We start from the raw sequence: 24,945 nt of genomic DNA, 5'->3' as shown, positions 1-24,945 counted from the left end.
AGCGGAGCCGGAGCGGAGGGGGCGGGCCCGGGGGCCCGTCCCCTCCGCCGTCGTCACCGGTGGGGACGGAGCAGCTCCTCGGTCATCGTCGCGAGCCGCTCCGCCGACGCGGGCGAGAACAGCTCGTTCTGCACATGGAGCCTCTGATACATGTTGAACGCGCTCAGCGGCCCCGGCGGCGGGCCGTCGAGGACCCTGAGGAGCGGCGGGACCACGTCGACGGCGGGCTTCGCCCGCGCCTTCTGGCTCTCGATGAACTCGGCGGTCCGGGGGTCGAACGCGCCGGCGAAGCTCGTCGAGGTCGTCCCCGGGTGGAAGAGCACGTACTTCACCGGTCCCTCGCCGTGGAGCTGGGCGAACCGGACACCGAGCAGATCGTTGAACCGTCCGGTCACGAACATCGCCCGCACGCCGTCGTAGTCACGGGCGGTCTGGAGATCGTCCCAGTCGATGGGGGTGTCGTGACCCGGTCCCGCGACATTGACGATGACCGGCTGCCGGCCCCGCTCCAGCGCCTCGCGCAGTCCCGAGCCGAAGAGCAGACGGCTGAGGTAGAACAGCGCGAAGTTGTGCTCGAACCCCTCGGAGGTCACATGCCGCTCGCTCCGGAAGAAGCGGGCGCAGAAGACGAGGCCGTCGATCCTGGGATGGGCCTCGGCCAGCTCCTGGACGGTGCGCCGGGTCTCCGACACGAGACCGAGGTCCGCGGCGACGAAGTCGGCGCTCCCCGGCGAGTCCGCCGCCTCCTTGAGCAGCGCCTCCCCCTTCTCCCGGTCCCTTCCCAGCACCACGGCGTGGTCACCCCGGGCGAACAGCGCCCGGGCGAGGGCGGCGCCGATGCCGTCGGTGCCACCGGTGATCACAAAGGTCTTCGTCACGTTGTCCTCTTCCTCGGTTCCTCGGTCATGCCTCGGACGCCCGTGGGCGCGAGACCGTCGGATGTGCCGTGCGCGACCTGGTCACGCCTGCTCGGGAACGGGTGCGGCCCCGGCCTTCTCTCCGGGTGGTGCCGGCTCGGTCGGCGCGGGCCGCGCGGGCAGCACCCTGGAGGCGATGGCGATGACCAGCCCCGCCCCCACCAGCCACCAGAACGCGCCCTGGAACGCGGAGCCCAGCGGCACCGATTCCTCCCTCGTCTGGAGGACGAGGGTGAGCAGGGCGATTCCGAGCGCGCCGCCGATCTGGTGGACGATGAAGAGCACCCCGGTGGCGCGCGAGGTCGCGGTGGGCGGGACGGTGCGGTAGACCGCGCCCATGGTGGCCGCGGCGGCGATCCCGAGCCCGAACCCGACGACGACCAGCCCGGCGACCGCGAGAACGCCCTCGATGCCGAGCGCGTAGGGCAGATAGCCGGGAACGACCAGCAGACCGCCGGCGCCGACGAGCGGCCGGGCGCCGATCCGGTCGGAGAGCCGTCCCGACAGCGGCTGTCCGACCAGGGCGCCGAGACCGAACGGGGCGAGCAGCAGCCCCGCCATCATCACGCCCTGTCCGTCGAGCCGCTGGAAGTACAGCGGCAGCAGCACCGTCGTGCCGAACATCACCGCGCCCACGAGAAAGAGCACGGCCACGCTCGCGGAGAACCCGCCGCTGCGGAAGAGCCGCAGATCGATCAGGGGCTCGTGCCGGGTCCTGAGCGCGTGGACGGCGTAGCCGGCGAAGAGCACGAGACCGAGCGCGGCCGAGAGCATCACCGGGGTGGTGAATCCCTCGACAGCCTGGGTCAGGGCGTACATCAGGGCGGCGAAGCCGGGCGGCAGCAGAACGACGCCGAGGACATCGAGCCGCGGGGACTCCTGGCCGGGGTCCGGTGCGTCCGCCGGCATCAGCCGCACGGCGAGCGCGATCGCCAGCACACCGAGCGGCACCTTGATCAGGAAGACCCACTGCCACGGCAGGGTCTCCAGGAGCAGTCCGCCGACGACCGGGCCCACCACCGGGCCCATCGTCATCGGGATCGCGGCGAGCCCCAGCACCCGGCCGACCCGCTCCTGCCCGGCCGAGCGGGCGAGCGTCGCGAGCATGATCGGCTCAAGCATGCCGCCACCGAGACCGGTGATCATCCGGGTGACGATCAGGCTCGGCACGTCCCAGGCGAGGCTGGAGGCCACGGAGCCGATGACGAAGACCGACAGGCCGGCCAGCCACATGCGGCGGGCGCCGAAGCGGTCGATGGCCCAGCCGGAGAGCGGCGCGGAGACGGCAACGGCGAGGAGATATCCCGTACTGACCCACTGGATCGCCGCCAGTGTCGAGCCGAACTCGTCGACCAGGGTGTGGATGCCGACACCGGTGATGGTCGTGTCCAGCAGCGCGAGGAACGCGCCGAGGGTCATGGTGGCAAGTAATTTGCGCAACGCGGGGTCAAGAGGTTCTGACTGACGAGCCATGTCTAACTTCCAATTCCATTAACTGGATTGAACCAACCAGTTCACTTTAAGCATCGTGATGGTAGCATCGCAACATGGCCTTCACGGAGACTCAGGTCACGTCATCGCGTGGCAGGCTCGACAAGCGTCGGGCCATCCTGGACGCGGCACTCCGCGTCTTCGGCGAAGTCGGCTACCCCGGCGCGACCGTCGACGCGATCGCCGCCGAGGCGGGTGTCGCCAAACCGACGATCTACAACCATCTGGGCGGCAAGGAGAACCTGTTCCGCGCCGTCATGCTCGACGCGGCGGGCGACTGGCACGCCAGACCACTGGCGGCGGTCCGCTCCCTGCCGGCGGAGCCCGGAAACCTCCGGGACGAACTGCTGCGCGTCGGCTACCAGCTGGTGGAGTGCATGCGCAGCGACCGCGCCTGGATGATGCGCCGGCTGCTCGACTCCGAGGTCGCGCGCTTCCCGGAGCTGTACGAAGAGGTGCAGCTGCGCGGCTCCGCCGAGGTGCTCGACACCCTGGCGGGGCGCCTGGCGCTGGTGGCCAACGGCGGGCTGCTGGATCTCCCCGATCCGACGCGCGCCGCGAGTCAGTTCATGGCGCTGGTCTCCGACCGGCTGGCCGTGCTGGCGGCCATGGGAACCCGTCCGCTGGCGCAGTCCGTCGTCGACGAGACCGTGACCAGCGGCGTGGAGACCTTTCTGCGGGCCTTCGCCACCCGGTGAGCGGCCCGGGGCCCCTGCCGGGGCCCACCGATCGACCTTTATCCAGTCATATTCACTGAGGATTACTGTGGACTTGAACCTTGCAGGCAAGCGCGCGTTAGTGACCGGCTCCACCTCGGGCATCGGAGCGGCCGCGGCGGAACTGCTGGCCGCCGAGGGAGCCGATGTCGTCGTCCACGGCCGCGACCGCGACCGGGCCGAGACCGTGGCCGACAAGATACGCGGCCACAACCACCGGGTCGATGTCGCCATCGGCGACCTCTCGACCGACGAGGGCGCGGCGGAGGTCATCCGCGCGGCCGCGGCCGGCGGCCCTGTCGACATCCTGGTCAACAACGCCGGTGGCACGGATCTCGTGCCGTGGAGCGAGACCACTCCGGAGCTGTGGGCGAAGGCGTACCAGATCAATGTGATCTCGGCGGTCCGGATGATCCGCGCGTTCGTGCCCGGCATGCGCGAACGGAAGTGGGGGCGGGTCATCCAGGTCGGCGGGGGAGTGGCCATGCAGCCCATGCCGATTCAGCCGCAGTACTCCGCCACCCTCGCGGCCCGGCACAACCTCGCGGTGTCGCTCGCGCGCGACCTCAAGGGGACCGGTGTCACCTCCAATGTGGTGTCACCCGGGCCGATTCTCGTCGAACACGTCCGGGAGTGGCTGCTCGAAGTGGGGCCCGCCCAGGGATGGGGCAGTGAGCTGTCCGAGATCGAGGCGAAGGCCAGCGAGAGCTGGGCGCCCAATGACATCGGCCGATTCGGCACGGTCGAGGAGGTCGCCGGGGCGATCGCGTATCTCGCGGGCTCCTTCGCGGACTTCATCAACGGAACCGTCCTCCGGGTGGACGGCGGGCACGTCGTCTCCGTCTGACCGCACCGCCTGACGGCGGGGGAGGCCCGCAGCGGGCCTCCCCCGCCGTCAGTTCACCGCCCCGGGCCCGCCGAAGAGGCCGGGCTCCCCCTCGGGCAGCGGAGCGAAGAACCGCTCCACCGCCGCCTCCGTCACCCCCGACAGCTCCGCGGGCGACCAGCGCGGCCTGCGGTCCTTGTCGATGACCTGGGCCCGTACGCCCTCGACCAGATCGGGCGCCGCGAACGCGGCGCACGACACCCTGAACTCCTGCTCCAGCACCGGCTCCAGCGCTCCCAGCGCCCGAGCCCGGCGCAGCGCCGCGAGGGTGACCTTCAGCGAGGTGGGCGACCTGGTGAGGATCGTCGCCGCCGCCTCCCCGGCCGCCGGGTCACCGTGCCCGAGCAGCCGCTCCACGATCCGCTCCACCGAGTCCCCCCGGTAGCAGCTGTCGATCCAGGCCCGGTGCCGGGCCAGTTCACCCGCGCCGGGGGTGCGCGCGTACCGCTCCAGAGCCTCCTCGGGCTCCACCGAGGCGAGGGCCGCCGACAGCTCCGGCAGCAGCGCCGACGGCACGAAGCGGTCGGCGAGTCCGCAGAGCATCGCGTCCGCCGCCCCCACCGGGAGCCCCGTCAGGGCCAGATGGGTGCCCAGCTCACCCGGCGCCCGCGCCAGCAGATGCGTACCGCCGACATCGGGCACGAAGCCGATCCCGGTCTCCGGCATCGCCACCACCGAGCGCTCGGTGACGATCCGTACGCTCCCATGCGCCGAGACACCCACTCCGCCGCCCATGACAATGCCGTCCATCAGCGCCGCGTAGGGCTTGGGGAAGCGGGCGACACGGGCGTTGAGCCGGTACTCGTCCCGCCAGAAGTCCACCGACTCCCGGCCGCCGGCGACGGCGTCCGCGTGGATCGCCCGGATGTCGCCGCCCGCGCACAGCCCCCGCTCACCCGCCCCCGAGATCACCACCGTCCGGACATCCGCGTCCCCCTCCCACGCGTCGAGCGCGGCGGCCAGGGCGCGGACCATGGGGCGGGTGAGCGCGTTGAGGGCGCGGGGGCGGTTGAGGACGAGGTGGGCGGCGCGGCCCTCGGTGCGCAGAAGTACGGGGTCGGCCGGGTCCGGTGCCATCGTGGGTCCTTCCGGGGGAGGGGCTTGGAGGATCTTCGTGAACCCATCCTCGCCGTTCGGGGGGACCGGCCCGCGCGAGGGGGGCGGCCGGTGGGCCGTTTCCCGCCGGAGCGGGTCAGGCCCGCGCCGCTCCCTTCTCGCCGGCCGGGCCAGTGGCTACGGTTACGCGTCGTCTCGTACACCGGCGGGCCTCTCGTGCCCGCCCTCAACCGGGAGGGCCGACCGTGTCCCCGAGCGCACCCCCTGTCCCTGGCGTCGACGGCATATGCGACGACCGCATGCGAGCGGTGCGGACCGCGTTCGAGGAGAACTTCCGCGAACGCGGCGAACTGGGCGCCGCCGTGACCGTGCTCGTGGGCGGCCGGACCGCCGTCGACCTCTGGGGCGGCTGGGCCGACGCGGCCCGTACCCGCCGCTGGGAGCGGGAGACGCTCGTCAACGTCTGGTCGACCGGGAAGGGGCCCACCGCCCTCTGCGCCCATCTCCTCGCCGACCGGGGCCTGCTCGACCTGGACGCCCCCGTCGCCGCGTACTGGCCGGAGTTCGCCGCCGCGGGGAAGGACGGCGTCCTGGTACGTCATCTGCTCGCGCACCGCGCCGGACTCGCCGGGCTGCGCGAGCCCCACTCCCTCGAACAGGCCTATGACTGGGAGCTGACCTGCTCCCGGCTCGCCGCCACCGCGCCCTGGTGGGAGCCGGGGACCCGCTCCGGCTACCACACGCTGACCTACGGGCATCTCGTCGGCGAGGTGGTGCGGCGGATCACCGGCCTGCTCCCGGGGGAGTTCCTGGCCCGGGAGGTGACCGGGCCGCTGGGGATCGACTTCACCATCGGCCTCCCCGAGGACCAGGCGGGCCGCGCCGCCGAACTGGTGCAGCCCCCGCCGCCCGCCGCGAGCGACCACGGCGCGCTCCGGGCCCGGATGCCCCCGCTCGTCCTGGCGGCACTGGGCAACCCGCCGATCGACGGCGCGGACGCCAACACCCCCGAGTGGCGCGCGGCCCACCTCCCCGCGGCCAACGGCCACGGCACCGCCCGTGCCGTCGCCGCGCTCTACGGCGTCCTGGCGGGCGACCGCGGAGTGCTCTCGCCCGGCGCGGCCGAACGCGTCCGCGAGGGCCAGGGCCGCTGCCACGACCTGGTCCTCGGCATCGGCACCCCCTTCGAGACGGAGCTGGGGCTCGGTGTCTGGCTGAGCGGCGAGCACGGATCGTTCGGCCCCAACCCCCGCGCCTACGGCCACGACGGCTTCGGCGGCTCCTTCGGCCTGGCCGACCCGGACGCCGGGATCAGCATCGGCTATGTCATGAACCGGATGGGCCCCGACCTCGCCGACGACCCGCGCAAGAGGGCCCTGATCGAGGCCGTGTACGCGTCGCTGGGCACCGGGGCCTGACAGGCGCGGGAGCCATGGCCCTTCCGGATTCCTGCAACACGTTCTACTGTGTGCGCCGCGCCTGGGAACGCCCACGGGACTCTGGAGGGGCCGTGCACCTCGCATACACACCCGAGCAGCAGCGGTTGCGCGCGGAACTGCGCGCCTACTTCGCCGGACTGGTGCCGGGGAGCGTCCGCGCCCGCCACGGCGACCTCGCCGAGCAGAAGCGCTTCTACCGCCGGACCATCCGCCGGCTCGGCTCCGACGGCTGGCTCGGCGTCGGCTGGCCCACCCGGTACGGCGGCCGGGGGCTCAGCCCCATGGAGCAGTTCATCTTCTTCGACGAGGCGGCCCAGGCGGGCGTACCGCTGCCGCTGATGGCGCTCAACACCGTCGGCCCCACGATCATGCGCTACGGCACCGACGAGCAGCGGACGTACTTTCTGCCGAAGATCCTCTCCGGTGAGATCGACTTCGCCATCGGCTACAGCGAGCCCGGCGCCGGCACCGATCTGGCCGCCCTCAGAACCCGCGCCGTCCGCGAGGGCGACGAGGAGAGCGGCCACTACACCGTCACCGGACAGAAGATCTGGACCACCAACGGCGACACCGCCGAATGGGTCTGGCTCGCGGTGCGCACCGACCCCGGGGCACCGCCCCACCAGGGCATCACCATGCTGCTGGTGCCGACATCCGACCCCGGCTACTCCTGCACCCTCATCAACACCCTCGCCTCGCACTCCACCACCGCCAGCCACTACGACAACATCAGGGTTCCGGCCACCCGCCGGGTCGGCGCCGAGAACAGGGGCTGGCGGCTGATCACCAATCAGCTCAACCACGAGCGCGTCACCCTCGCCGCCCACGGGACCACCGCCATCCGCGCCCTGAGCGATGTCCGGCGCTGGGCCGCCGAGACCCTGCTCGCCGACGGGCGCCGGGTCATCGACCTCGGCTGGGTGCGCGGCCGGCTCGCCCGCACCCACGCCCGCCTCGACGCGATGAAGCTGATGAACTGGCAGATGGTCAACGCCGTCCAGGACGGCACCCTCACCCCCCAGGAAGCCTCCGCCGTCAAGGTGTACGGCTCCGAGGCCCGCCGCGACGCCTACGCCTGGCTGATGGAGACCGTCGGCGCGGCCGGCCCGCTCAAGGAGGGGTCGGCCTCGGCCGTCCTCCACGGCGAACTGGAGCGCGGCTACCGGTCGGCCGTCATCTTCACCTTCGGCGGCGGGAACAACGAGATCCAGCGCGAGATCATCTCCTGGATCGGCCTCGGGATGCCCCGCGTCCGCCGCTGAGGCGCACGGGCCGGGTCACCCGGGGGCGGACTCCGCGAGGACCTCCGCCAGGGCGTGCGAGGCCTGGCGCACCATCGAGGGGTTGGTGTCCCAGTAGTACGCCAGAGCGGTCACCGTCTGACAGAGCACCCAGCCGCGCCCGCGCAGCCGGGAGGCGTCGTCCACCCGGAGCTCGGCGAGGAACCGCTCGCGGCTCCGGCCCGCGAAGACATTCCAGGCGGGCTGGAGATCGCACGCCGGGTCGCCGACGTTGAGGCCGCCGAAGTCGATGACCGCCGACAGCCGGCCGCCGGTGACCAGCAGATTGCCGGCCAGCAGATCGCCGTGCACCCAGACCTCCCCGGCGGACGGGGCGGGCGCGGCCAGCGAGGCGTTCCAGGAGCGCAGCGCGGCGGCGCCGTCGACGCGGTCGCCCAGCCGCCCGATCGCCCGGCGCACCTGCTCGTCCAGCTCCTGGAGGGGCGCGCCCCGGCCGCCGGCCGCCCTCGGATGCGCTCCCTCGGTGTCCGCGCCGCGCAGCGCGGTGATGAAGGCCGCCAGGTCGACGGCGGCCCGCTCCAGGTCGTGGAGGCCGCTGTTGGCGTTGTGGCCCGGCAGCCACTCGTACACCGACCAGTCATAGGGGTAGCCCTCGGCGGGGCGGCCCAGTGCCAGGGGCACCGGCACGGCGAGCGGCAGACGCGGCGCGAGCCTCGGGAGCCAGCGGGCCTCCTTCGCCGCCTGACCGGTGGCCCACCCGATGCAGGGGAGGCGCACCGAGAGCCGGTCGCCGAGCCGGTAGATGTCGTGATCGGTGCCGTAGGAGTCGACCGGCTCGACCGGCAGACCGGCCCACCGGGGGAACTGGGCGGCGAGCAGCCGGCGCACCAGCGCCGTGTCCGTCTCGGTCTGGCCCGCGTGCATCCTGAGTGAACCCATCCCGTGATGATCGCAAGGTGCGCGATCCGGGTACAGCGGATTTTTCACTGGGCCGGGGGCTCGGAGGTCCCGCCGCCCTGCGGGGCGGGCCTGCCCGGGGGTTCCGGCGGCCCGGCCTGCCCGGGTGGTCCCGACGGTTCGCGCGGCTCGGGTGGTCCCGGAGGGTTCGCGCGGCCCCGGCGCGCCGATGGTCCTGTACGCCCCGGGGGTTCCGGCGGTGCGGGCACACCAACGGCCGCGCCTGCCACAGGGGGCACGGTGGCTGGGGTGGCTCTGCTCCTTCCGCCCCGGCGGTTCGGGTCGCCGCAGGGTATCGACGGGCCCTGCCCGCCTTCAGGGGGGCGGCGGCCCTGGAGCCCCGGCCAGTTCCGCCTGGCCCGGGGGCCAGTGGCTCGGTCTGTCCCGGTGGCTCGGGTGGTTCCGGTGGTACTGGTGATCCGGCGGTTCGGTCTGTCCCGGTGGTTCTGGTGGTACTGGTGATCCGGCGGTTCGGTCTGTCCCGGTGGTTCTGGTGGTACTGGTGATCCGGCGGTTCGGTCTGTCCCGGCGGTTCGGTCTGTCCCCGCGGCTCTGTCCGCGCCGGTGGTAACGGTGCGTCCCGGTGCGTCGACGGGCCCGCCCCGCACGGCGGTTCCGGCGGTGCGGGCACACCCATCGCCCCGTCTGCCACGGGCGCACCCCGCGCCCCCGCGCCGGTCCGGGTGCGGGCGGGGCTTCCCGCCCGGGGGAGCCGCCGGGCCCGACCGTTCGACCGTTCGGCGCCGTTGGAGCGCGGGGTACGGCCTCCGGCGGTCCCGCTCCTCTCGGGGGGCGCGCACCGCACCCCCGCCCACCGGGCGCTTCGCCGGGGCCGCCGCGTCCGCCGTCCCGGCGCCCGGGCCCGGAGCCCGTCGCCGCCGCTGAAGCTCTCCCGGCCCCGGAGCGAGGGGCCGGCCCGGTTGTGACACGTACCGCGCGGCTCCCGGAGTTCACCCGCCGCCGCTCGACCACTCGTCCCTGCGCCGAGCGGTCGCCGGGAGCCACTCGACCGTCGGCCGACGCGCTCCGTCACCTCCGCCAGTCGGCGGATACCCGCACCCGCGCGGCGGCAGCACTCTGGCGGTGCCACCTCCCCGCAGGACCACGGGTCCGCACGCCAGACAAGGAGTACAGCCGTGACCGCATCGGCTCTCTGCCAGTCCGCGTTACCCACCCCCGCGCACACCAGCGAGGGCGAGCTGGCACAGCTCCAGCGCGAACACGGCCGCGCCCTGTTCGGCTTTCTGCTGGGGCTGACCTACGGCGACACCCAGCGCGCCGAGGACCTGCTCCAGGAGACGATGATCCGGGCCTGGCGCCACCCCGAGGCCCTGCGCTCCGACCACGACTCCATGCGGCCCTGGCTCTTCACCGTCGCCCGGAGGCTCGCCATCGACGCCCGCCGCGCCCGGATGTCACGGGCGAAGGAGGCGGCGCACGGCCTGGAGAGCTCCCTGATGCAGACCGAGGACCCGATCGAGCCCGCGGTCGAGGCGCTCGATGTGCGCGCCGCGCTGGACGGGCTCACCAGGGAGCACCGGGCCGTGCTCCAGCAGGTCTACTTCCGCGGGCTGTCGGTGAGCGAGGCCGCCGAGGTCCTCGGCATCCCGGCCGGCACGGTCAAGTCCCGTACGTACTACGCGCTGCGCGCGCTGCGCGGGGCCCTCAAGGGCTACAGCGTCCTGAGCTGAACCGGCCCCGTCCCCGCCCGCGCTTCCCGGGCCCGCGCCGGCGGAGTCTTTGAGACACGGCCGCAGCACGGAACGGCGGCTCCCCCCGCCCGGGCGCCCGGCCCGTGCCCCCTCACCCCCGCGCCACCTCTCCCGGGTCCCCCGCCCCCCACCCGGCCGGGCCGGACCGGCCGGTCACTTCACGACAACCCTGAACGCCACCAGAGGCGAACACGTGATCGATGGAAGACGGGGGAGAACCCCACCGGATCACCCGGATCATCCGGATCACATGGAGCGGCTGCCCGGGCGCCCTCGTCCTCCGGCCGCCACCGGCCGGCCACAGCGACGCAGCATCAGCTCCGCGCGGTGAGGAGCGTGTTCGTGGCACAGCAGACACCGGAGAGCGCGACGGACGGCCGGGAGACACGGATGAGACGCGTCCGCCGACTGCTCCGGGACGCCGCCGCCGGCCGGGGCGGCAGCCTGATCGCCGAGGGCGAACGCGGCTCCGGCAAGACCTCGCTGCTCTCCCAGATCGCGGAGGAGGCCCGCCGGCTCCGCCTCCGGGTGTTCACCGGAGCCGCCGATGAACTCGGCCGCTCCGTCCCGCTGGGCGCCCTGCGGAACTGTCTGGCCGACGCCCGCCCCGGCCCTTCGGGCCCCGGTCCCGCGGGCGCCGAACCCCCGGACGGCGGCACCGACCCGGCCGCGCCGCTGCTCGCCCTCGTCGACCGGCTCTGCCGCGCCGCCCCCGTCGTCCTCGTCCTGGACGACCTCCAGTGGGCCGACGGGCCCAGTCTGCGCGCCTGGCGGCGGCTGACCGACACCGCTGGGCAGCGCCCCCTGCTGCTGGCCGCCGCGATCCGGAACGCCCCGGGCGGCACCCCGCCCCCATCCGCACGGGACCTTCTCGACAGCGGCGCGACCCATCTGCCCCTGCTGCCGCTCGGCCTCCGGGAGACCGCCCGGCTCGCCGAACGGATTCTCGGCGTCCCCCCGGGCCCCCGGCTGCTGCGCCATCTCGGCCACGCCGGCGGCAACCCCCGCCACCTGCGCGAACTCCTCGCCGCCACGGCCACGGGCGACACCCTGCGGATCACCGGCGACACCGCCGAACTCACCACCGGCCCCACCGAAACCGGCAACGAAACCGGCACCGGGGCATGGCTGCCGCCCGCGCTCGCCGCCGCCCTCACCGACCGGCTCGCCCACCTCGCCCCGCCCACCCTCACCGCCCTGCGGACCGCCGCCCTGCTCGGCCCCGCCTTCCGCCTCCGCGACCTCGCCGCCGTCATGGAACGCCCCGGGGCCTCCCTGCGCCCCGCCGTCGACGAGGCGCTCGCCGACGGAGTCCTCGCCGAGACCGCCGGCGGAACACTCCGCTTCCGCCACGGGACCACCCACGCCGCCCTCCGCGCCGGCATCCCCGGACCCCTGCGCGCCGCCCTCCACACCCGCGCCGCGCGCACCCTCGCCGCCGCCCGCGCCCCGGCGCCCCTCGTCGCCGCCCAACTGCTCCCCGCCACCGGACTCCGCGCCGACGACGACTGGACCGCGCGCTGGCTGGAGAGCCACGCCGCCGAAGTGCTGCGCCACGACCCCCGGGCCGCCGCCGACCTCGTCGCGCGCGTCCGGGACCGGATACCCCCGGACCGCCCCGGCCTCCTGGAGACAGCCGCCGCCGGGGCCTATCTGCTGCGCCGCCCCGACGCCGCCGACCAGGCCCGGGACCTGCACGACCGGACCACCGACCCCGTGCGCCGGGCCCGGCTGAGCCATCTCACCACCCTCGCCCTCCTCCAGGAGGGCCGGCTCAAGGAGGCCCACGCCACCGTCGACGAAACCCTCGCCGCCGGCGCGGGCCACCCCCGGTGGACCACCCGCTCCCTCGCGCTCCGCGCCCTGCTGCTCAGCTCCGGACACCGCTTCGAGGAAGCGGGCACCCTCGCCGACCAGGTCCTGGAACAGGCCCTGCGCCTCCGGGCCCCCGTCCCCGAGGCGTACGCGCGCTCCGTGCGCGCCCGGCTGCTCGACCGCGCCGGCGACCGGGAGGGCGCCATCGCCGAGACGGTACGGGCCCGGGAGGCCGCCCGCCGCCGCGATGTCACCCGGGATCTCGTCCTCACCCGCACCCTGCACGGCGCCCGGCTGCTCGACGCCCTCGGCCACACCACCGAGGCCCGCACCTGGCTCGCCGAGGCGGAGGCCCTCGCCGACGGCACCGGCTCGGGCGTCCGCCGCTCCTGGGCGCACACCGTCTCCGCCTGGTTCCACTACCGGGCCGGCCGCTGGGACGAGGCCCTCGCCGGACTCGACCTCGCCCACCACCACCCCGAACCCTGGCTGCCCGTCACCCCGCACGGCCTCGCCACCGTGATCCTCACCGGCCGCGACCAGCGCGACGAAGCCCGCTCCCGGCTCGCCGCCGACGAGAACACCGCGGGCCGCGCCCCCGCGTTCCTGCCCCTGGCCCGTGCCCTGCTCGCCGAACGCGACGGCGACCCCGAAGCGGCACTCGCCCTCCTCGGGGAGACCCTCGCCCCCGGCTCCGCCGAGGAGTGGACCCACCGGGGCGCCTGGCTGCCGGAGACCGTACGCCTCGCCCTCGCCCTCCAGGACACCGCGCGGGCCCGCGCCGCCACCGAGACCGCCGACGCCGAAGCCGCCGCAGCCCCCGCCGACCTCGGCCGGCGCGCGGTCGCCCTCCGCTGCCGGGGACTGCTCCACACCGACCCCGCGCCCCTGCGCACCGCCGCCGCCCACTACCGCCGCCACGGCGCGCCGACCGGCCTCGGCGCCACCCACGAGGACCTCGCCGCCGTACTGGCCCTCCGGGGCGACACCGACGGCGCCCGCACCGCACTCGCCCGCGCCGTCGACATCCACCAGCAGCTCGGCGCCCGCTGGTACACCGCGCGCGCCGACGCCCGGCTCCGCGCCCTCGGCGTCCGGCGCGGAGGGCGCGGAGCCGCCGACCGCCCCAAGACCGGCTGGGACGCCCTCACCCCCGCAGAGCTGAAGGTCGCCCTGCTCGTCGCCGAGGGCCGCACCAACCCCCAGGTCGCCACCGAACTGCTGCTCTCCCCCCGCACCGTACAGACCCATGTCTCACACATCCTCACCAAGCTGGGCGCACACTCGCGCACCGCCATCGGCAGCGAGGCCGGCCGCCGCAGAGCACTCGGCGGCGGCCCGGCCCGCGGCCCGGCACCGGACCACGACGACACAGGGAAGGAGACCGGACACCGTGGAGACGGACAGCGCAGGCGGCCCGTGGACCGGCAGGACATCCGAGACCCGGCAGCTCACCGAGCACCTCAGGGCTCTGGCCGGCGGGAGGGGCGGCTCGATACTGATCGAGGGCGAACCGGGCATCGGGAAGACCGCCCTCCTCCACCGGGCGGCCCGTGACGCCGAACGCGCCGGCTGCCGGGCCCTGACCGTCGCCGCCACCGGGGGGCGCGGACCGCGCGTCCCGCTCGGGCCCGTGCTCGACGGGCTCGCCCGGCACCGGCCCGCCCACCCCGCGCACTGCGCCCGGATCGCCGCACTCGCCGCACTCCTGCGCCACCCCGCCCCCCTCGGCCCCGACACCCCCTCGCCCCCGGCGCTCGTCGACCGCCTCACCGCACTGATCCACCGCATCACCGGCGACGCCCCGCTCGCCCTCCTCCTCGACGACCTGCACCACGCCGACGGCGCGACACTGCTGCTCTGGCAGCGGCTCAGCCGGGCGACCGGCCGCATCCCCCTGCTGCTCACCGCCACCGTCCGGCACACCCCGCGTCACCACCGGCCCCACCGGCTCCGGCGCGATCTGCTGGACCGGGGCACCACCCTGCTCGCCCTCGGCCCGCTGTCCGCCGGGGACATCACCGACCTCGCCACCGAGGTCACCGGCGCCGCCCCCGGACCCGCCCTGCGCCGGCGGCTGGCCCTGGCGGGCGGCCACCCCGGCTACGCCCGCGAACTCCTCGACTCCTGGCGGCCCGACAGCACCGGCACCGCCCAGGACCCCGGCCCGCCGCCGATTCCCCGCGCCGTCGCCCGCCGCCTCGACACCCTCCCCGCGACCACCCTGGACATCCTCCACGCCGTCGCGCTCTTCCCCGCCGGCTGCACCGGCGCCGAACTCGCCGCCGTCACCGGCACCGACCCGTTCGCCCTGCTGGAGACCGTCGACGACACGATCGCCGACGGCACCCTCACCGACGCCGGCGAACGGCTCCGCTTCCAGCAGGAGATCGTCCGCCTCGGCCTCAACGCCCGTGTCCCCGGCCCCCTCCTCGCCCGCCGCCACGGCGCCGCGGCCCGCGCCCTGGCCGCCGCCGGCGCCCCCGTCGCACGCGTCGCCGGACAACTGCTCCCCGCCGGGCCCCGCACCGACGGCTGGGCCATCGGCTGGACCACCGCCGCCGCCGCGGAACTCGCCGGGAGCGACCCCGAGGCGGCCGTCGAACTGCTCCGCCGCTGCCTCGCCGCCCTCCCGCCCGAGGACACCCGCCGGGCTCCCCTGCGGCGGCACCTCACCGACGCGGTCCTCCTGCTGCGCGGCGCCCGCCACACCGGAGTCCTGCGCGAACTGCTGACCGAGACCACCGACCCGGACACCCGCGCCCAACTCCTCGTCCACCTGGTGCAGGAACTCCTGCGGGCGGGCGACTGGGACGCGGCACTCACCGCACTCGACCGGCCCCAGGACCCGGACCCGGCCCCCATGGCCCCCGAGTGGGCCGAGACACTGCGGGGCCTGCGCGCCCTCGCCCACCACCGCGCGGGCCACCACGACCGGGCCGCCGCACTCGCCCGCCAACTCCTCTCCGGACCCGGCAGGACAGCGCCCGCGCTCGGCGAGGTGTACGGCCGGCACACCCTCGCCTGCGTCCTCCTGCGCGCCCGCCACACCCGGGCGGCCCTGGCCGAGAACACCCGGGCGCTGCACACCCTCGGCCGGATCGGCGCCCGGCGGACCTCCACCCGCTGGATGGCCCGCAACCACACCGATGTCGGCATCGGCATCCTGACCCACCAGGCCGTACTGCTCGACCTCGCCGACCGGCCCCAGGACGCCCTGCGCGCCCTGGACGAGGCCCGCGAGGACGCCTCCGAGCAGCGGATGACCGGACAGCTCGGCCAGATCGCCGCCATCGCCGCCGTACTCAACTACTGGCAGGGCCACTGGGACACCGCCCTGGCCGAACTGGAGCGGCCCACCGGCTCGCCGGCCGCCCCGTCCCTGCCCGCGCTCGGCCACGGCGTCGCCGCGCTCATCCACGGCCACCGCGACCACGGCCCCGGCGCGCGGGCCCACTACGGAGCCCTCCACGACGGTCCCGGACCCACGGGCCCCCGGCGCGACCCCTGCGGCTACCGGCTGATGGCCGGGGCGCTCCTCGCCGAGCGCGACGGCCGCCCCCGTGACGCCCTCGCCATCCTGCGGCCCACCCTCGACCCCGCGTACGCCCACGACCTGGACCAGCGCCACCAGTGGCTGCCCGACATCGTGCGGCTCGCCCTGGAGACCGGTGACCGCCCGACCGCCCGCGCCGCCACCGCGCTCTGCCGCAGCGAGGCCGAACGGGAGCCGCACGCCGGGCGGACGGCCGCCGCCCGGCGCTGCCGGGGCCTCGTCGACCAGGACATCGGCCCCCTCCTCGCCGCCGTGGACCACTACCGTGAGACCCAGCGCCCGCTCCACCTCGGCCGCGCCCTGGAGGACACCGCGTCCGTCACCGCCGCCCTCGGTGATCCCACCGCCGCCCGGGGACTGCTGGAACAGGCCCTGGAGCGCTACCGCGAACTCGGCGCCGCCTGGGACATCAGACGGGCCACCGCCCGGCTGCGCACCCTCGGTGTGCGCACCGGCCCCCGGACCGTACGGCGCAAACGCCCGCGCACCGGCTGGGCGGCGCTCACCCCCGCCGAGCTGAGAGTCGCCCGGCTGGTCGCCGCCGGGCACTCCAACCCGCAGATCGCCGGGGAGCTGTTCCTCTCCCCGCGCACCGTCCAGAGCCATGTGTCGAGCATCCTCGGCAAGCTCGGGGTCCGCTCCCGCACCGAGGTCGCCCGCAGCGCCGCCGAGGGCACCGCCCACCGGCCACCCGCCCGGGAAGCGCCCTGAACCCGCGCGGGAGCCGTGCCGTGCACCGGGGAGAGCCCTGTCCCGGCGACCGATGAGGATGTCGCATGTCACGGTACGCACCGTATGTACTGCCGGATCGGGCGCGGCGCGCCGTGGTGGTGGCCGCGCTCGCTCTGGCCGTGTCCCTCCCGGGAGCGGTCGGTACGAGAGCGAGCGCGGACGACGGAGCGAAGGTGAAGTACTACATCGTCAGCGAGCAGCCCGGCGGTGAACCGGAGTTCGTCTTCGCCATCGCCGAGCGCACCCTCGGGGACGGCAACCGGTTCCAGGAGATCTTCGAGCTGAACAAGGGGCGCAGACAGCCGGACGGGAAGGTGATGGAGAGCGCCACCGCCGTTCCGGCGGGCTGGGTTCTCCGGCTGCCGCCGGACGCCCGGGGCGCCGGGGTGCGGTTCGGCGCCCTGCCCGGAACCGCGCCCGCGACGCCGACGCCCGGCGCCCCGGGGGAGGGGCCGGCGGCCCGGGCCGCCGCCCCGCCGTCCGAGGGGTCGGGGCCGCTGCCCCTGGCCCTGGCCATCGGCGGTTCCCTCGCCACCGGCGCGGCCGGGGCGACGCTGGTGCTGCGCCGCCGCCGCCCACCCGCCGTCTCCGGGCCGGCGGCCTCGGCCCCCTCCGCACGGATTGCCCCACCGGCCCCACCGGTGGTGTCTGCTGATCCGATGGCGGAATCGGGGGCGCCCACGCCTGCCGGTCCGGTGGTGCCTGCGGTAAGGGCCGCGTCCGCCGGCGCGTTCGTGCCCGCCGCGCAGGCCGTGCCCGCCGTTTCGGTGGCGGACTCCGGGGTGGCTGCGCCCGCCGTTTCGGTGGCGGACTCCGGGGTGGCCGCGCCGGCCGCTCGGGTGGTGCCTGCGGTACGGGCCGTGCCCGCCGGTCCGGTGGTGCCCGCCGCGCGGGCTGTGCCCGCCGGTCCGGTGGTGGACCCCGGGGTGGCCTCGCCTGCGGCACCGGCCCCACCGGTGGTGCCCGCCGCACAGGTGGCGGACTCCGGGGTGACTTCGCCTGCGGCGCCGGCCCCGCCGGTGGTGCCCGTCGGGCGGGTGGCGGACTCCGGGGTGGCTGTGCCCGCCGCTCGGCTGGTGCCTGCGGTACGGGCCGCGTCCGCCGGTCCGGTGGTGCCCGCCGCGCAGGCCGTGCCCGCCACTCCGGTCGTGCCCACCGCGCAAACCACGCCCGCCGCCCGAGGCGCGATCCACTCCGGGCCTGACGCCCCCGACGGGGCCCGGTCCTCGGCGCCCATCGGGGCTCTGGCCGGAGTGGCCGGCACCGTGACCCACCCGACCGCCGTGTCCGCTGCATCCGTGATGCCCGTCGGCCTTCCCGGGGCCGGCACTCCCCCCTCCGGGACCCCGGCGGCCCCACCCGCGGGAGGTGCGCCGGCTCCCTCCCAGCCCCTCCCGCCGGGCGCCGCCGACCCCGAGGCGAGCGCCCCGGCGGCCCCTCCCGCCGCCCCCGGGCGGCGTACCCGGGGACGGCGCGTGGAGGTGCGGCGGAGTCTCGCCCCGCCCCTGCGGGTGCACTTCGGCGACGACACCGTGGACATCGACTTCGGCGCCGGCGGCCCGGCCCCGGGGGACGAGGCGGTCGTCTGGCTCCCCGTCCCGTACGAGACCCCCGCCGGGGACGGCGCGTTCGTCTGTGTCGGCTCCGCCGAACCGGCGGGCTGCCTCTTCCTCGACCTCGCCCGCGCCCCCGGCCCCGTCGCCGTGACCGGGGACCCCGACGCGGCCCGGCGCCTCCTGGAGACCCTGGTGCTCCAGCTCTCCGCCGGACCCGCCCCGGTCCACACGGTCGCCGTGGGCCGGGTCGCCGCCGAGGAGGGGGCGGAGGCGGCCGAACGCCTCCCGTCCCTGCCGGAACTGGTCTCCCGGTGGGCCGACCGCACCGATCCGCGCCTCACTGTCGTGTTCTGCGCCCTGGACACCCCGGAGGACGAGACGGCTCTCGCCCGGCTCCGCGCCGCCCCCGCCGCCCCCGCCGCCCCCTTCGTCCCCGTCGTCCTCGGCGAGCCGGCGACCCCGGCGGCCTGGCGGTTCACCGCGCGGGAGGGCGCTCCGGCGGACGGGGCGTGACCGGGGACCCGAGCCGATCCGCCCCGTACCGAACCTTGTTGCCGCCCGGCAACTGTCCGCAGAATGGCCTCCGAGCGGGCGGGGATTCCTCCGAGGCGCCGGAGAACACGAAGCGGGGGCCCGCGTGACCGAAGAGCACGGGGCGGACGCCCATGTACGGCTGCTGCTCGGGGCCTATGTGCTCGACGCGCTCAGCCCGGAGGAGAACGCGCTGGTCGCCTGTCATGTGCAGCGCTGCGACGGCTGCCGGGACGAGTATCTGGTCATGGCGGAGATGCCGATGCTGCTCGCCGGGCTCAGCGAGGCGGAACTGCTGGACGGAGGGGACCCATCGCCCGGCCCCGACGACGGAGGGGCCGGGCGATGAGTGGTTCAGGTGTTGTTCGGGTTGAGCGAGACCTCCCCCAAGGCGCCGGTGATGTCGTCGGCCTGGGTTGTCTGACCCTGACCGGCCGGCTGGAACCGCACCGGGGTGGCGAACTCCCCGAGCCAGGAGCTCTCGGTGCTGCCCTCCATCCGCGGACCGTCGAAGTCGAACAGATTTCTGATCAGCTCGGACAGCTCGGTCCTCACCTCGCCCTCCGACTCCAGCCGGCGGTCGGTGAGCCGGTCGACCAGCCCGGCCAGTTCCGGGCGGGCCGCGATGAAGGAGACCGCGCTCTCCAGGACCAGCTGTGACTGCACGTGCTTCTTGACCGCGAGGTCCGCCTGGGTCAGATGGAGGTCGCCGTTACGGTTGTACAGATCCCGCACCAGCGACTGCACCACGTTCTGGGTGAAGAGGAGGGTGGAGGCGCCGTCCGGAACAGCCGGGGTGCCGGTGGTCGACGGAGGCGGCTTGACCCAGCTCGCGTTGCTGATGAAGGTCACCCCCGGCATGCCCGGGAACCCGAACACCGAGGGCAGCCCCAGCGTCGCCGCCACCGAGCGCATCACCTCGGGACCGGTCCGCGCCATGACCGAGTTGCGGTGCACCTTCCCTATGGGGGTGATGAAGAAGGCGGGAGGCAGGGCCGTGGTGGCGGACGGGAGAAGCTGGAACTGGGTCTTGCCGTACCGGGAGAGGATCTCGGCGAGGTAGACATCGGCGAAGGGGTGCCCCTTGGGCATGGCCAGGAAGGAGTTCCCCACGATGTTGGCGCTGTTCTGGACCGCGTACGCCTGCTCCGATGTGATCGTCGCCTCGAAGTTCTCCAGGGTGTTGAGCAGATTGTCCCCGTCGATGTACATCCCGCCGAATCGTTTCATCAGCTCCAGCCGCAGGATGTCGCTCGCCGCCGCGTAGCCCGGTCCGGCCTGCTTGGACATCTCCGCCTTGTAGAACTCGTGGAGCGTCATCGGCGACTCGGAGTTGAAGACCTCGTCCACATTGGCCAGGACGATGCCGTGGTCCCGCGCGAACGTCAGCATGGAGCGGATCTCGATCAGCTCCGCGCTGTCGTCGGGGGACGGCTCCTGCTTGGCCCGGTCGAAGGACGCGCGGCTCACGTCCGTCCAGAGCACCGTCTGCGCCGAACCGCTGTAACCGTCCGCCGCGAGGGCCAGGTTCTGCCGGAATGCGGCCATGGTGCCGGCGTCCCGCAGCGGCCCGCCGACCCAGATGGTGTGGATGGTCCACGGTGTGATCATCACGGCCGGCAGCGGCGGCACCTGGCCGGGCGCCCAGTCGCCGAGCTTGTCCGGCGGCGGTTCGTGCCGGATCGCCCAGTCGTCCACCGCCTCCAGGGACGCGGGAGCCATGCTCGCGTGGGACGGGGTGCCCTCGTTCGCCAGGTTGATCTCGTCGAGGAAGGAGATGGTCTGGGACCCGAGCAGCCCGGAGTAGTCGTGCCCCGCCATGAACGGCGGGGGCGGGGCCGGCCGGCGGAGCCCGAAGAGGTCGGGGCCGAGCAGGCTGGTCTGCGGGGACGGGGTGAAATCCACCGAGTTCGCGGGCTTGGCCGAGTCCAGCAGATCCTGGGTGAGCTGCTGGGACGACTCGTAGAACGCCGGAGGCTCCTGGCTCGGGTCGAAGAGGGGCGTCTCGCCGGCGGACGGGACCGGGGGGCCGGGCGGGGTTCCGCCGGGGAGCGGGGAGTCGCGCAGGACCGGACCCGAGTCGATGGTGTCCTCGATCCGGGACAGATACTCCAGCGGGAAGCTGCCGTTCGGCAGGGCGGTCGTGGCCGCCATGATCCCGGCGGTGGCGCTCTTGTCCGGGGTGTCGCGGAACAGCGAGTTGCCGTCCTGGTAGGTGTCGCTCAACCCCGTGTAGTGCAGGATCTCGTGCAGCAGCATGCCCGCGTCCTTGGCCTGCTGGGCCGGTGACGCCCCCGGCGGGTGGAGCTTGAGGTTCAGCTGGTCCGAGCGGCCCGGCGCGGGGGAGTACGTCACGGTGACGGCCTCGCCGTCCCCGGGGGCCGCCGGTGTCAGCTCCACGCCGATGTGCAGTTGATCCCCCGACCTCGGCAGGTGGTAGCCGGTGTTCACCTGGGCGTCGAGGATGTCCTGGATCTGTTGCTCCAGGGCGGGCAGCGCCGAGGCGGGGAGCCCTCCGGGGGCCGGGTCGGTCCGCACCGGCAGTGTGACTGTCAGATCCCTGATCCAGACGCCGTTCGGGCCCTGGAAGCGGCTGATGTCCGCACGGATCAGGGTGGCTCTGCCGTCCAGCAGACCGGGCCGGGTGGACACCTGCGGACGGGCCCGGGGGTCGAACCGCTCGGTGCGCAGCGGCACGGGGGTCGCCCGGGACGCGAGGTTCTTGATCGCTTCCTTTCCGACCGGGTTCGGCGCGGGGGTGACCATGGCCGGGGCCTTGCCGGCGCTCCCGGCTCCGCCCGTGCTCTTGCCCTTCTTGTGGGGACCGGGCAGGGGCGGACGCGGCCCGGCGGACGGGGGCGCGACTCCCGGCTTCACGGGGGGTGGCGGCGGGGGAGCGGGGATGCCGCCCGGCCGGGCGGGGGAGACCGGGCCCGGCCCCGGCCCCGGTGCTGGTGCCGGTGCCGGTGCCTGGGGGCCGCCCGTCGGCACCGCGCCACCGGCACCCCCCGGCCCCGGGGACGCCCCGCCGACGGGCACCGCGCCGGGCTGCGCCGACTGCTGCTCCGGCGGCCTGGACGCCGGGGACGCTGGTGGGGCCGCCGCCTCGGGAACGCTGCCGGGCGCGGGCGGGGGCGCCGCCCCGGACAGAGATGTCTCCGCGTCCGTGCCCGATGAGGCGCCGGACGGAAGGGACGCGCCCGACGGGCCGGGCGCGCTGGAGGGTCCGGCGCCCGGCCCGGGGGCGCCGTCAGAGGTCCCGGGGCCCGGGGCGGCACCCGGTGTGCCGGGGGCCGCCGGGGGCGGCGGAACCGGAGGGGCCTGGGGAGCGGGACCGCTCTCCTGCCCGGCGGGAGCCGTGGCCTGGGGCGGGTTGAGGATGCTGTCCAGACTGTCCGGGCTGTCCGGCGCGGGGGGAGCGGCCGGGGGACGGGAGGTCTCCGGCTGCTGTCCGGCGCCGGCGGCGGGTACCGGTTCGGACGCCGCCGGTCCCTGGGCGCCGTCCGGTGCCCTGTCCGGGGCGGTCAGCGGCGGGTCGTCCCGCACCGGGCCGTCGGGTACGGAGGCGTCCGGTACGGGGCCGTCCGGTACGGAGGTGTCCGGCGCGGGTCCGCTCGGGGGCGCGGGGCCGTCCGTGGCGACGCTGGAGGGTACGGAGATCTCCGGCGCGGGCGCGGGCGCTGGTGCCGGTGTGGGCGTGGGCGGCGGCGCGGTGCTCGGGGGCGGGGGCGGGGGCGGGGTGTTCGACGGCGGACCGACGGATGCCGGGGCGCCGGGAGCGGGTTCCGACGGCACGGGAGGCGGCTGGTCCCGGCCGGACTGTCCGGTGGTGGGCTGTTGCCCGGGGGACTGAGCCGGTACGGCGTCAGGGCCCGGGGGCCGGGTGGCCGCAGGGGCGGGGGTGGGGGCCGGCGTCGGTTCCGGGGCCGGTCCGGGTGCCGGTGCGGCGCTCACCGGCCCCGCCGGGTCCGGAGCGCCCGACGGCTGGGGCCCCGTACCCCCGTCCGTCCCCACGAAGAGATCCGGAGCCGGTGCGCTCGTCGGGGCTGAGCCGTCGGCCGGTGGCGCCGGGACCGCCAACGGGTCCTGCTTCCCGGGAGCGGGAGCGGGAGCGGGAGCGGGAGCGGGAGCCGGGTCGGCCGGCGGGTCGATGAACGTACCCGTCGACGGGTCGATCATCCCGGTCTTGCCGCTGAACAGCCCCACCCCCGGGCTCGGCAGCGGCGCCCCTGTCGATGTCCCCTTCTCCATGTAGACATGCACATCGAAGTTGGGCACATCGATATTGACCGCGGGCACCGGCACATTGAACTTGTTGAAGACGTTACTGCCCTTGGCCTTGTTGTTGAGGCCCTCCGCGCCGCTCTCGAAGAACCCGCCCACGAAGGGCATCAGCCCCGGGTCGTCCTCCTTCGCGTTCGGGTCGAAGAGCGGCATCACCTTCGCCAGGACGTGCTCCGTCAGCCCCTCGGTGAGCGTATTGGTGAGGATCTGCCCGCCGAAGCCCTTGCCGAAGACCTTCCCCAGCCCCTTGCCGATCCCGAAACCGATGGCGCCCGCTCCAGCGCCGATCAGCGCGCTCTTCCCGATCTCCCCGAAGTCGAATCCGTCCCGGTGGCCCCGCAGCACCTGAATGAGCTGGGCCATGACGTTCATTCCGCCCATCATCAGCGCGCCGGAGAGAATCGACTTGATGAGCTGAGTGATCAGTCTGCGGATGAGCAGGATGGTGGTCTTGATGAGGGCGGCTCCGGCCGCCGCCGCCGCGCCGAAGGTGATCACCATGGAGATCGCGGCGGCCACCAGCTCCGCGAAGACCAGGGCGGCCATCCCGATAATGGTGATCTTCGCCGTCTCGACATTGTTGGACGCCGTGACCACCGAGTCCCCCACCAGGTCGGAGGAGTCGGCCAGCCCCGGAAAGGCCCCCGGCTTCGACCCCTCGCCCCGGGCGAACCGCTCGGTCATGTCCCGGAAAGCCCTCGCCCCCGCCCCCTTCGTCACATCGAGGACGTTCTGTGCCTCCGTCCCGAACTCCGGCCCGAGCGGTTCGATGTCGGCGGCCGCCGCCAGCAGCGCCCGGCCGCGCCGCAGCAGGTCCATCTCGCTGACGTAGGGCCAGTTCTCACCGGCCACCATGGCCAGCATCTCGGCGAGTTCCCTGGGCGGGTCGATGTCACCCTGCATGGAGATCCTCCGGACGGGCGGGGACGGGGGCGGGGGCGGCGGCGCGGGTCGGTCCGGGGTCAGCTCCTTCTGCCGCCGGTGCCGGTGCCCGTGCCGGGCGCCGCCCCTCCGGGTGCGGGGGGAGGGGACTCCGGCAGCCTGTTGCTCAGACCGATCACGACCTCCTGACCAGTGGACTCGGCCAGTTCCCCGGCCTTGGCCATCCCCTCGACCACCTTGCCGATGTTGGTGATCCCCTCGGCCACCGCGGCGTACCCCTCGACCACCTCGGGGGCCTTGCCGAGCACCTCCATCACCGCCTGGTACGTCTCATTGGCCGGGTCACCCTCCAGGGGCGTCGACCCCACGAACTCGATATCGGCTCCGATGGCCCGCACCCGGCGGGCGATGTCGTCGAGCCGGGGAATGATCGGTCTCATCTGCGAGGGGACGATGACGATCTCCTCGTTCTCCTTGTTCTTGATCACCGCCATGGGTCCCGGCTCCCTCTCGTCCCGGCTGCACGCCCGTTCTCGTGCTGGTGCTGGTGCTGGTGCTGGTGCTGGTGCTCGTCTTCGTCGTTGTCGTCGAGCACGGCGGTGCTCCGCGTGGCCGTCGCGCCGCCGGTCGGGCCCGGGCCCGGTCCGCCGGTGCCACCGCGTACCGCCGTGAAGAACTCCTTGTTCGCCGGATCGTCGGCGCCCGGCAGCAGATCCCACCAGGACGACCCGTCGAAGGTGGCCGCCGGCCCGTCGGTCAGGTGCCCGGCCACACCGCGGGCCTTGTCCCGCAGCTCCCGCTGGGCCTTCTGGACGGTGGTCACGATCAGCTCGGCCAGCCGAGCGGGCGGCAGCGCGCGGTAGCCGGTGCCGCGGAAGGCCAGCGAACTCAGCTCACCCCGGGCGTCGACCGTGACGGTCAGAGTCCGGTCGGGGGACTGGACCGCGGACTCCAGCGAACTCAGCCGGCGCTGCACGTCCAGAAAGGTGTCCCGGGTCTTCTCGAAATCGGCCATGATCTCTTTGAGCAGCGCCTCGTTGGACGGTTTCACGGTCTCCTCCGCGCTCCTCCCGGTCGCTCCCGGGGCCGGTGCCGAGGCGACGGGCTCAGGACGGTGACGCGCGGCCCCGGTTCCCTCTCCCGCCGAGGAGGGGGGCGACCGTCCGTGACGACG

16 protein-coding genes are annotated in these 24,945 nt (G+C 74.7%); 9 read left to right on the top strand and 7 right to left on the bottom strand.

The genetic code is table 11. The annotated features are described in order from the left end of the window. Positions 1-53: 53 nt before the first annotated feature. Together ACWCRA_RS18510 and ACWCRA_RS18505 are read right to left on the bottom strand one after the other, a co-directional pair. Entirely contained in the window at positions 54-878 is an 825-nt protein-coding gene (locus ACWCRA_RS18510) for an SDR family NAD(P)-dependent oxidoreductase (RefSeq protein ID WP_351547533.1), read from the bottom strand. Positions 879-959: 81 nt separating this feature from the next. Continuing rightward, complete coding sequence (locus ACWCRA_RS18505; RefSeq protein ID WP_351547531.1) at positions 960-2,336, bottom strand: DHA2 family efflux MFS transporter permease subunit; 1,377 nt, start codon at positions 2,334-2,336, stop codon at positions 960-962. 128 nt (positions 2,337-2,464) lie between these two features. On the opposite strand from ACWCRA_RS18505, the gene ACWCRA_RS18500 reads away from it, so the two are divergent. Then, positions 2,465-3,106: a TetR/AcrR family transcriptional regulator gene (locus ACWCRA_RS18500; protein ID WP_351547528.1), complete on the top strand. Its 642-nt coding sequence runs from the start codon at positions 2,465-2,467 to the stop codon at positions 3,104-3,106. A 67-nt stretch (positions 3,107-3,173) separates the two neighbouring features. Then, complete coding sequence (locus tag ACWCRA_RS18495) at positions 3,174-3,971, top strand: SDR family NAD(P)-dependent oxidoreductase (protein ID WP_351547525.1); 798 nt, start codon at positions 3,174-3,176, stop codon at positions 3,969-3,971. A gap of 48 nt (positions 3,972-4,019) precedes the next feature. On the opposite strand, the gene ACWCRA_RS18490 is transcribed toward ACWCRA_RS18495, so the two are convergent. Then, positions 4,020-5,087, bottom strand: coding sequence for an enoyl-CoA hydratase/isomerase family protein (locus ACWCRA_RS18490; protein WP_351547522.1), 1,068 nt, complete (start codon positions 5,085-5,087; stop codon positions 4,020-4,022). Between the two features lie 278 nt (positions 5,088-5,365). Between ACWCRA_RS18490 and ACWCRA_RS18485 the strand changes: the two genes are divergently transcribed. Both ACWCRA_RS18485 and ACWCRA_RS18480 read left to right on the top strand, forming a co-directional pair. Beyond that, a complete protein-coding gene (locus tag ACWCRA_RS18485; protein WP_451068071.1) occupies positions 5,366-6,484 on the top strand; it encodes a serine hydrolase domain-containing protein in 1,119 nt (372 codons plus the stop codon). A gap of 92 nt (positions 6,485-6,576) precedes the next feature. Continuing rightward, on the top strand, positions 6,577-7,767 hold the full coding sequence (locus ACWCRA_RS18480; protein WP_351547516.1) for an acyl-CoA dehydrogenase family protein: 1,191 nt from the start codon (positions 6,577-6,579) through the stop codon (positions 7,765-7,767). Between the two features lie 15 nt (positions 7,768-7,782). Here ACWCRA_RS18480 and ACWCRA_RS18475 read toward each other — a convergent pair whose 3' ends face one another. Next, positions 7,783-8,685, bottom strand: a complete 903-nt coding sequence (locus tag ACWCRA_RS18475) for an aminoglycoside phosphotransferase family protein (protein WP_451068070.1) — start codon at positions 8,683-8,685, stop codon at positions 7,783-7,785. 1,154 nt (positions 8,686-9,839) lie between these two features. Between ACWCRA_RS18475 and ACWCRA_RS18470 the strand changes: the two genes are divergently transcribed. From ACWCRA_RS18470 to ACWCRA_RS18450, 5 genes are all read left to right on the top strand, one after another. Further along, a complete protein-coding gene (locus ACWCRA_RS18470; protein WP_351547510.1) occupies positions 9,840-10,394 on the top strand; it encodes a sigma-70 family RNA polymerase sigma factor in 555 nt (184 codons plus the stop codon). A 363-nt stretch (positions 10,395-10,757) separates the two neighbouring features. Beyond that, positions 10,758-13,787: an ATP-binding protein gene (locus tag ACWCRA_RS18465; protein WP_451068069.1), complete on the top strand. Its 3,030-nt coding sequence runs from the start codon at positions 10,758-10,760 to the stop codon at positions 13,785-13,787. After that, a complete protein-coding gene (locus ACWCRA_RS18460; RefSeq protein ID WP_351547645.1) occupies positions 13,702-16,497 on the top strand; it encodes a helix-turn-helix transcriptional regulator in 2,796 nt (931 codons plus the stop codon). Before ACWCRA_RS18465 ends, ACWCRA_RS18460 begins: the two co-directional genes overlap by 86 nt. A gap of 65 nt (positions 16,498-16,562) precedes the next feature. After that, on the top strand, positions 16,563-18,587 hold the full coding sequence (locus ACWCRA_RS18455) for a hypothetical protein (RefSeq protein ID WP_451068068.1): 2,025 nt from the start codon (positions 16,563-16,565) through the stop codon (positions 18,585-18,587). A 124-nt stretch (positions 18,588-18,711) separates the two neighbouring features. Further along, positions 18,712-18,954 carry a zf-HC2 domain-containing protein gene (locus ACWCRA_RS18450; RefSeq protein WP_351547502.1) on the top strand — a complete coding sequence of 81 codons (243 nt, stop codon included), beginning with the start codon at positions 18,712-18,714 and terminating at the stop codon, positions 18,952-18,954. 5 nt (positions 18,955-18,959) lie between these two features. On the opposite strand, the gene ACWCRA_RS18445 is transcribed toward ACWCRA_RS18450, so the two are convergent. From ACWCRA_RS18445 to ACWCRA_RS18435, 3 genes are read right to left on the bottom strand one after another with little or no spacing between them, the layout of a single operon-like run. Beyond that, positions 18,960-23,792: a WXG100-like domain-containing protein gene (locus tag ACWCRA_RS18445; protein ID WP_451068067.1), complete on the bottom strand. Its 4,833-nt coding sequence runs from the start codon at positions 23,790-23,792 to the stop codon at positions 18,960-18,962. 59 nt (positions 23,793-23,851) lie between these two features. Continuing rightward, entirely contained in the window at positions 23,852-24,265 is a 414-nt protein-coding gene (locus tag ACWCRA_RS18440; RefSeq protein WP_351547496.1) for a hypothetical protein, read from the bottom strand. Then, complete coding sequence (locus tag ACWCRA_RS18435) at positions 24,256-24,822, bottom strand: YbaB/EbfC family nucleoid-associated protein (RefSeq protein ID WP_451068066.1); 567 nt, start codon at positions 24,820-24,822, stop codon at positions 24,256-24,258. The genes ACWCRA_RS18440 and ACWCRA_RS18435 overlap by 10 nt, the downstream gene beginning before the upstream one ends. Between the last annotated feature and the right edge of the window lie 123 nt (positions 24,823-24,945).

This window comes from Streptomyces sp. NPDC001889, assembly GCF_053594535.1.
The sequence above is the reverse complement of the archived record's forward strand: the minus strand, read 5'-3'. Positions and strand labels throughout refer to the sequence as shown.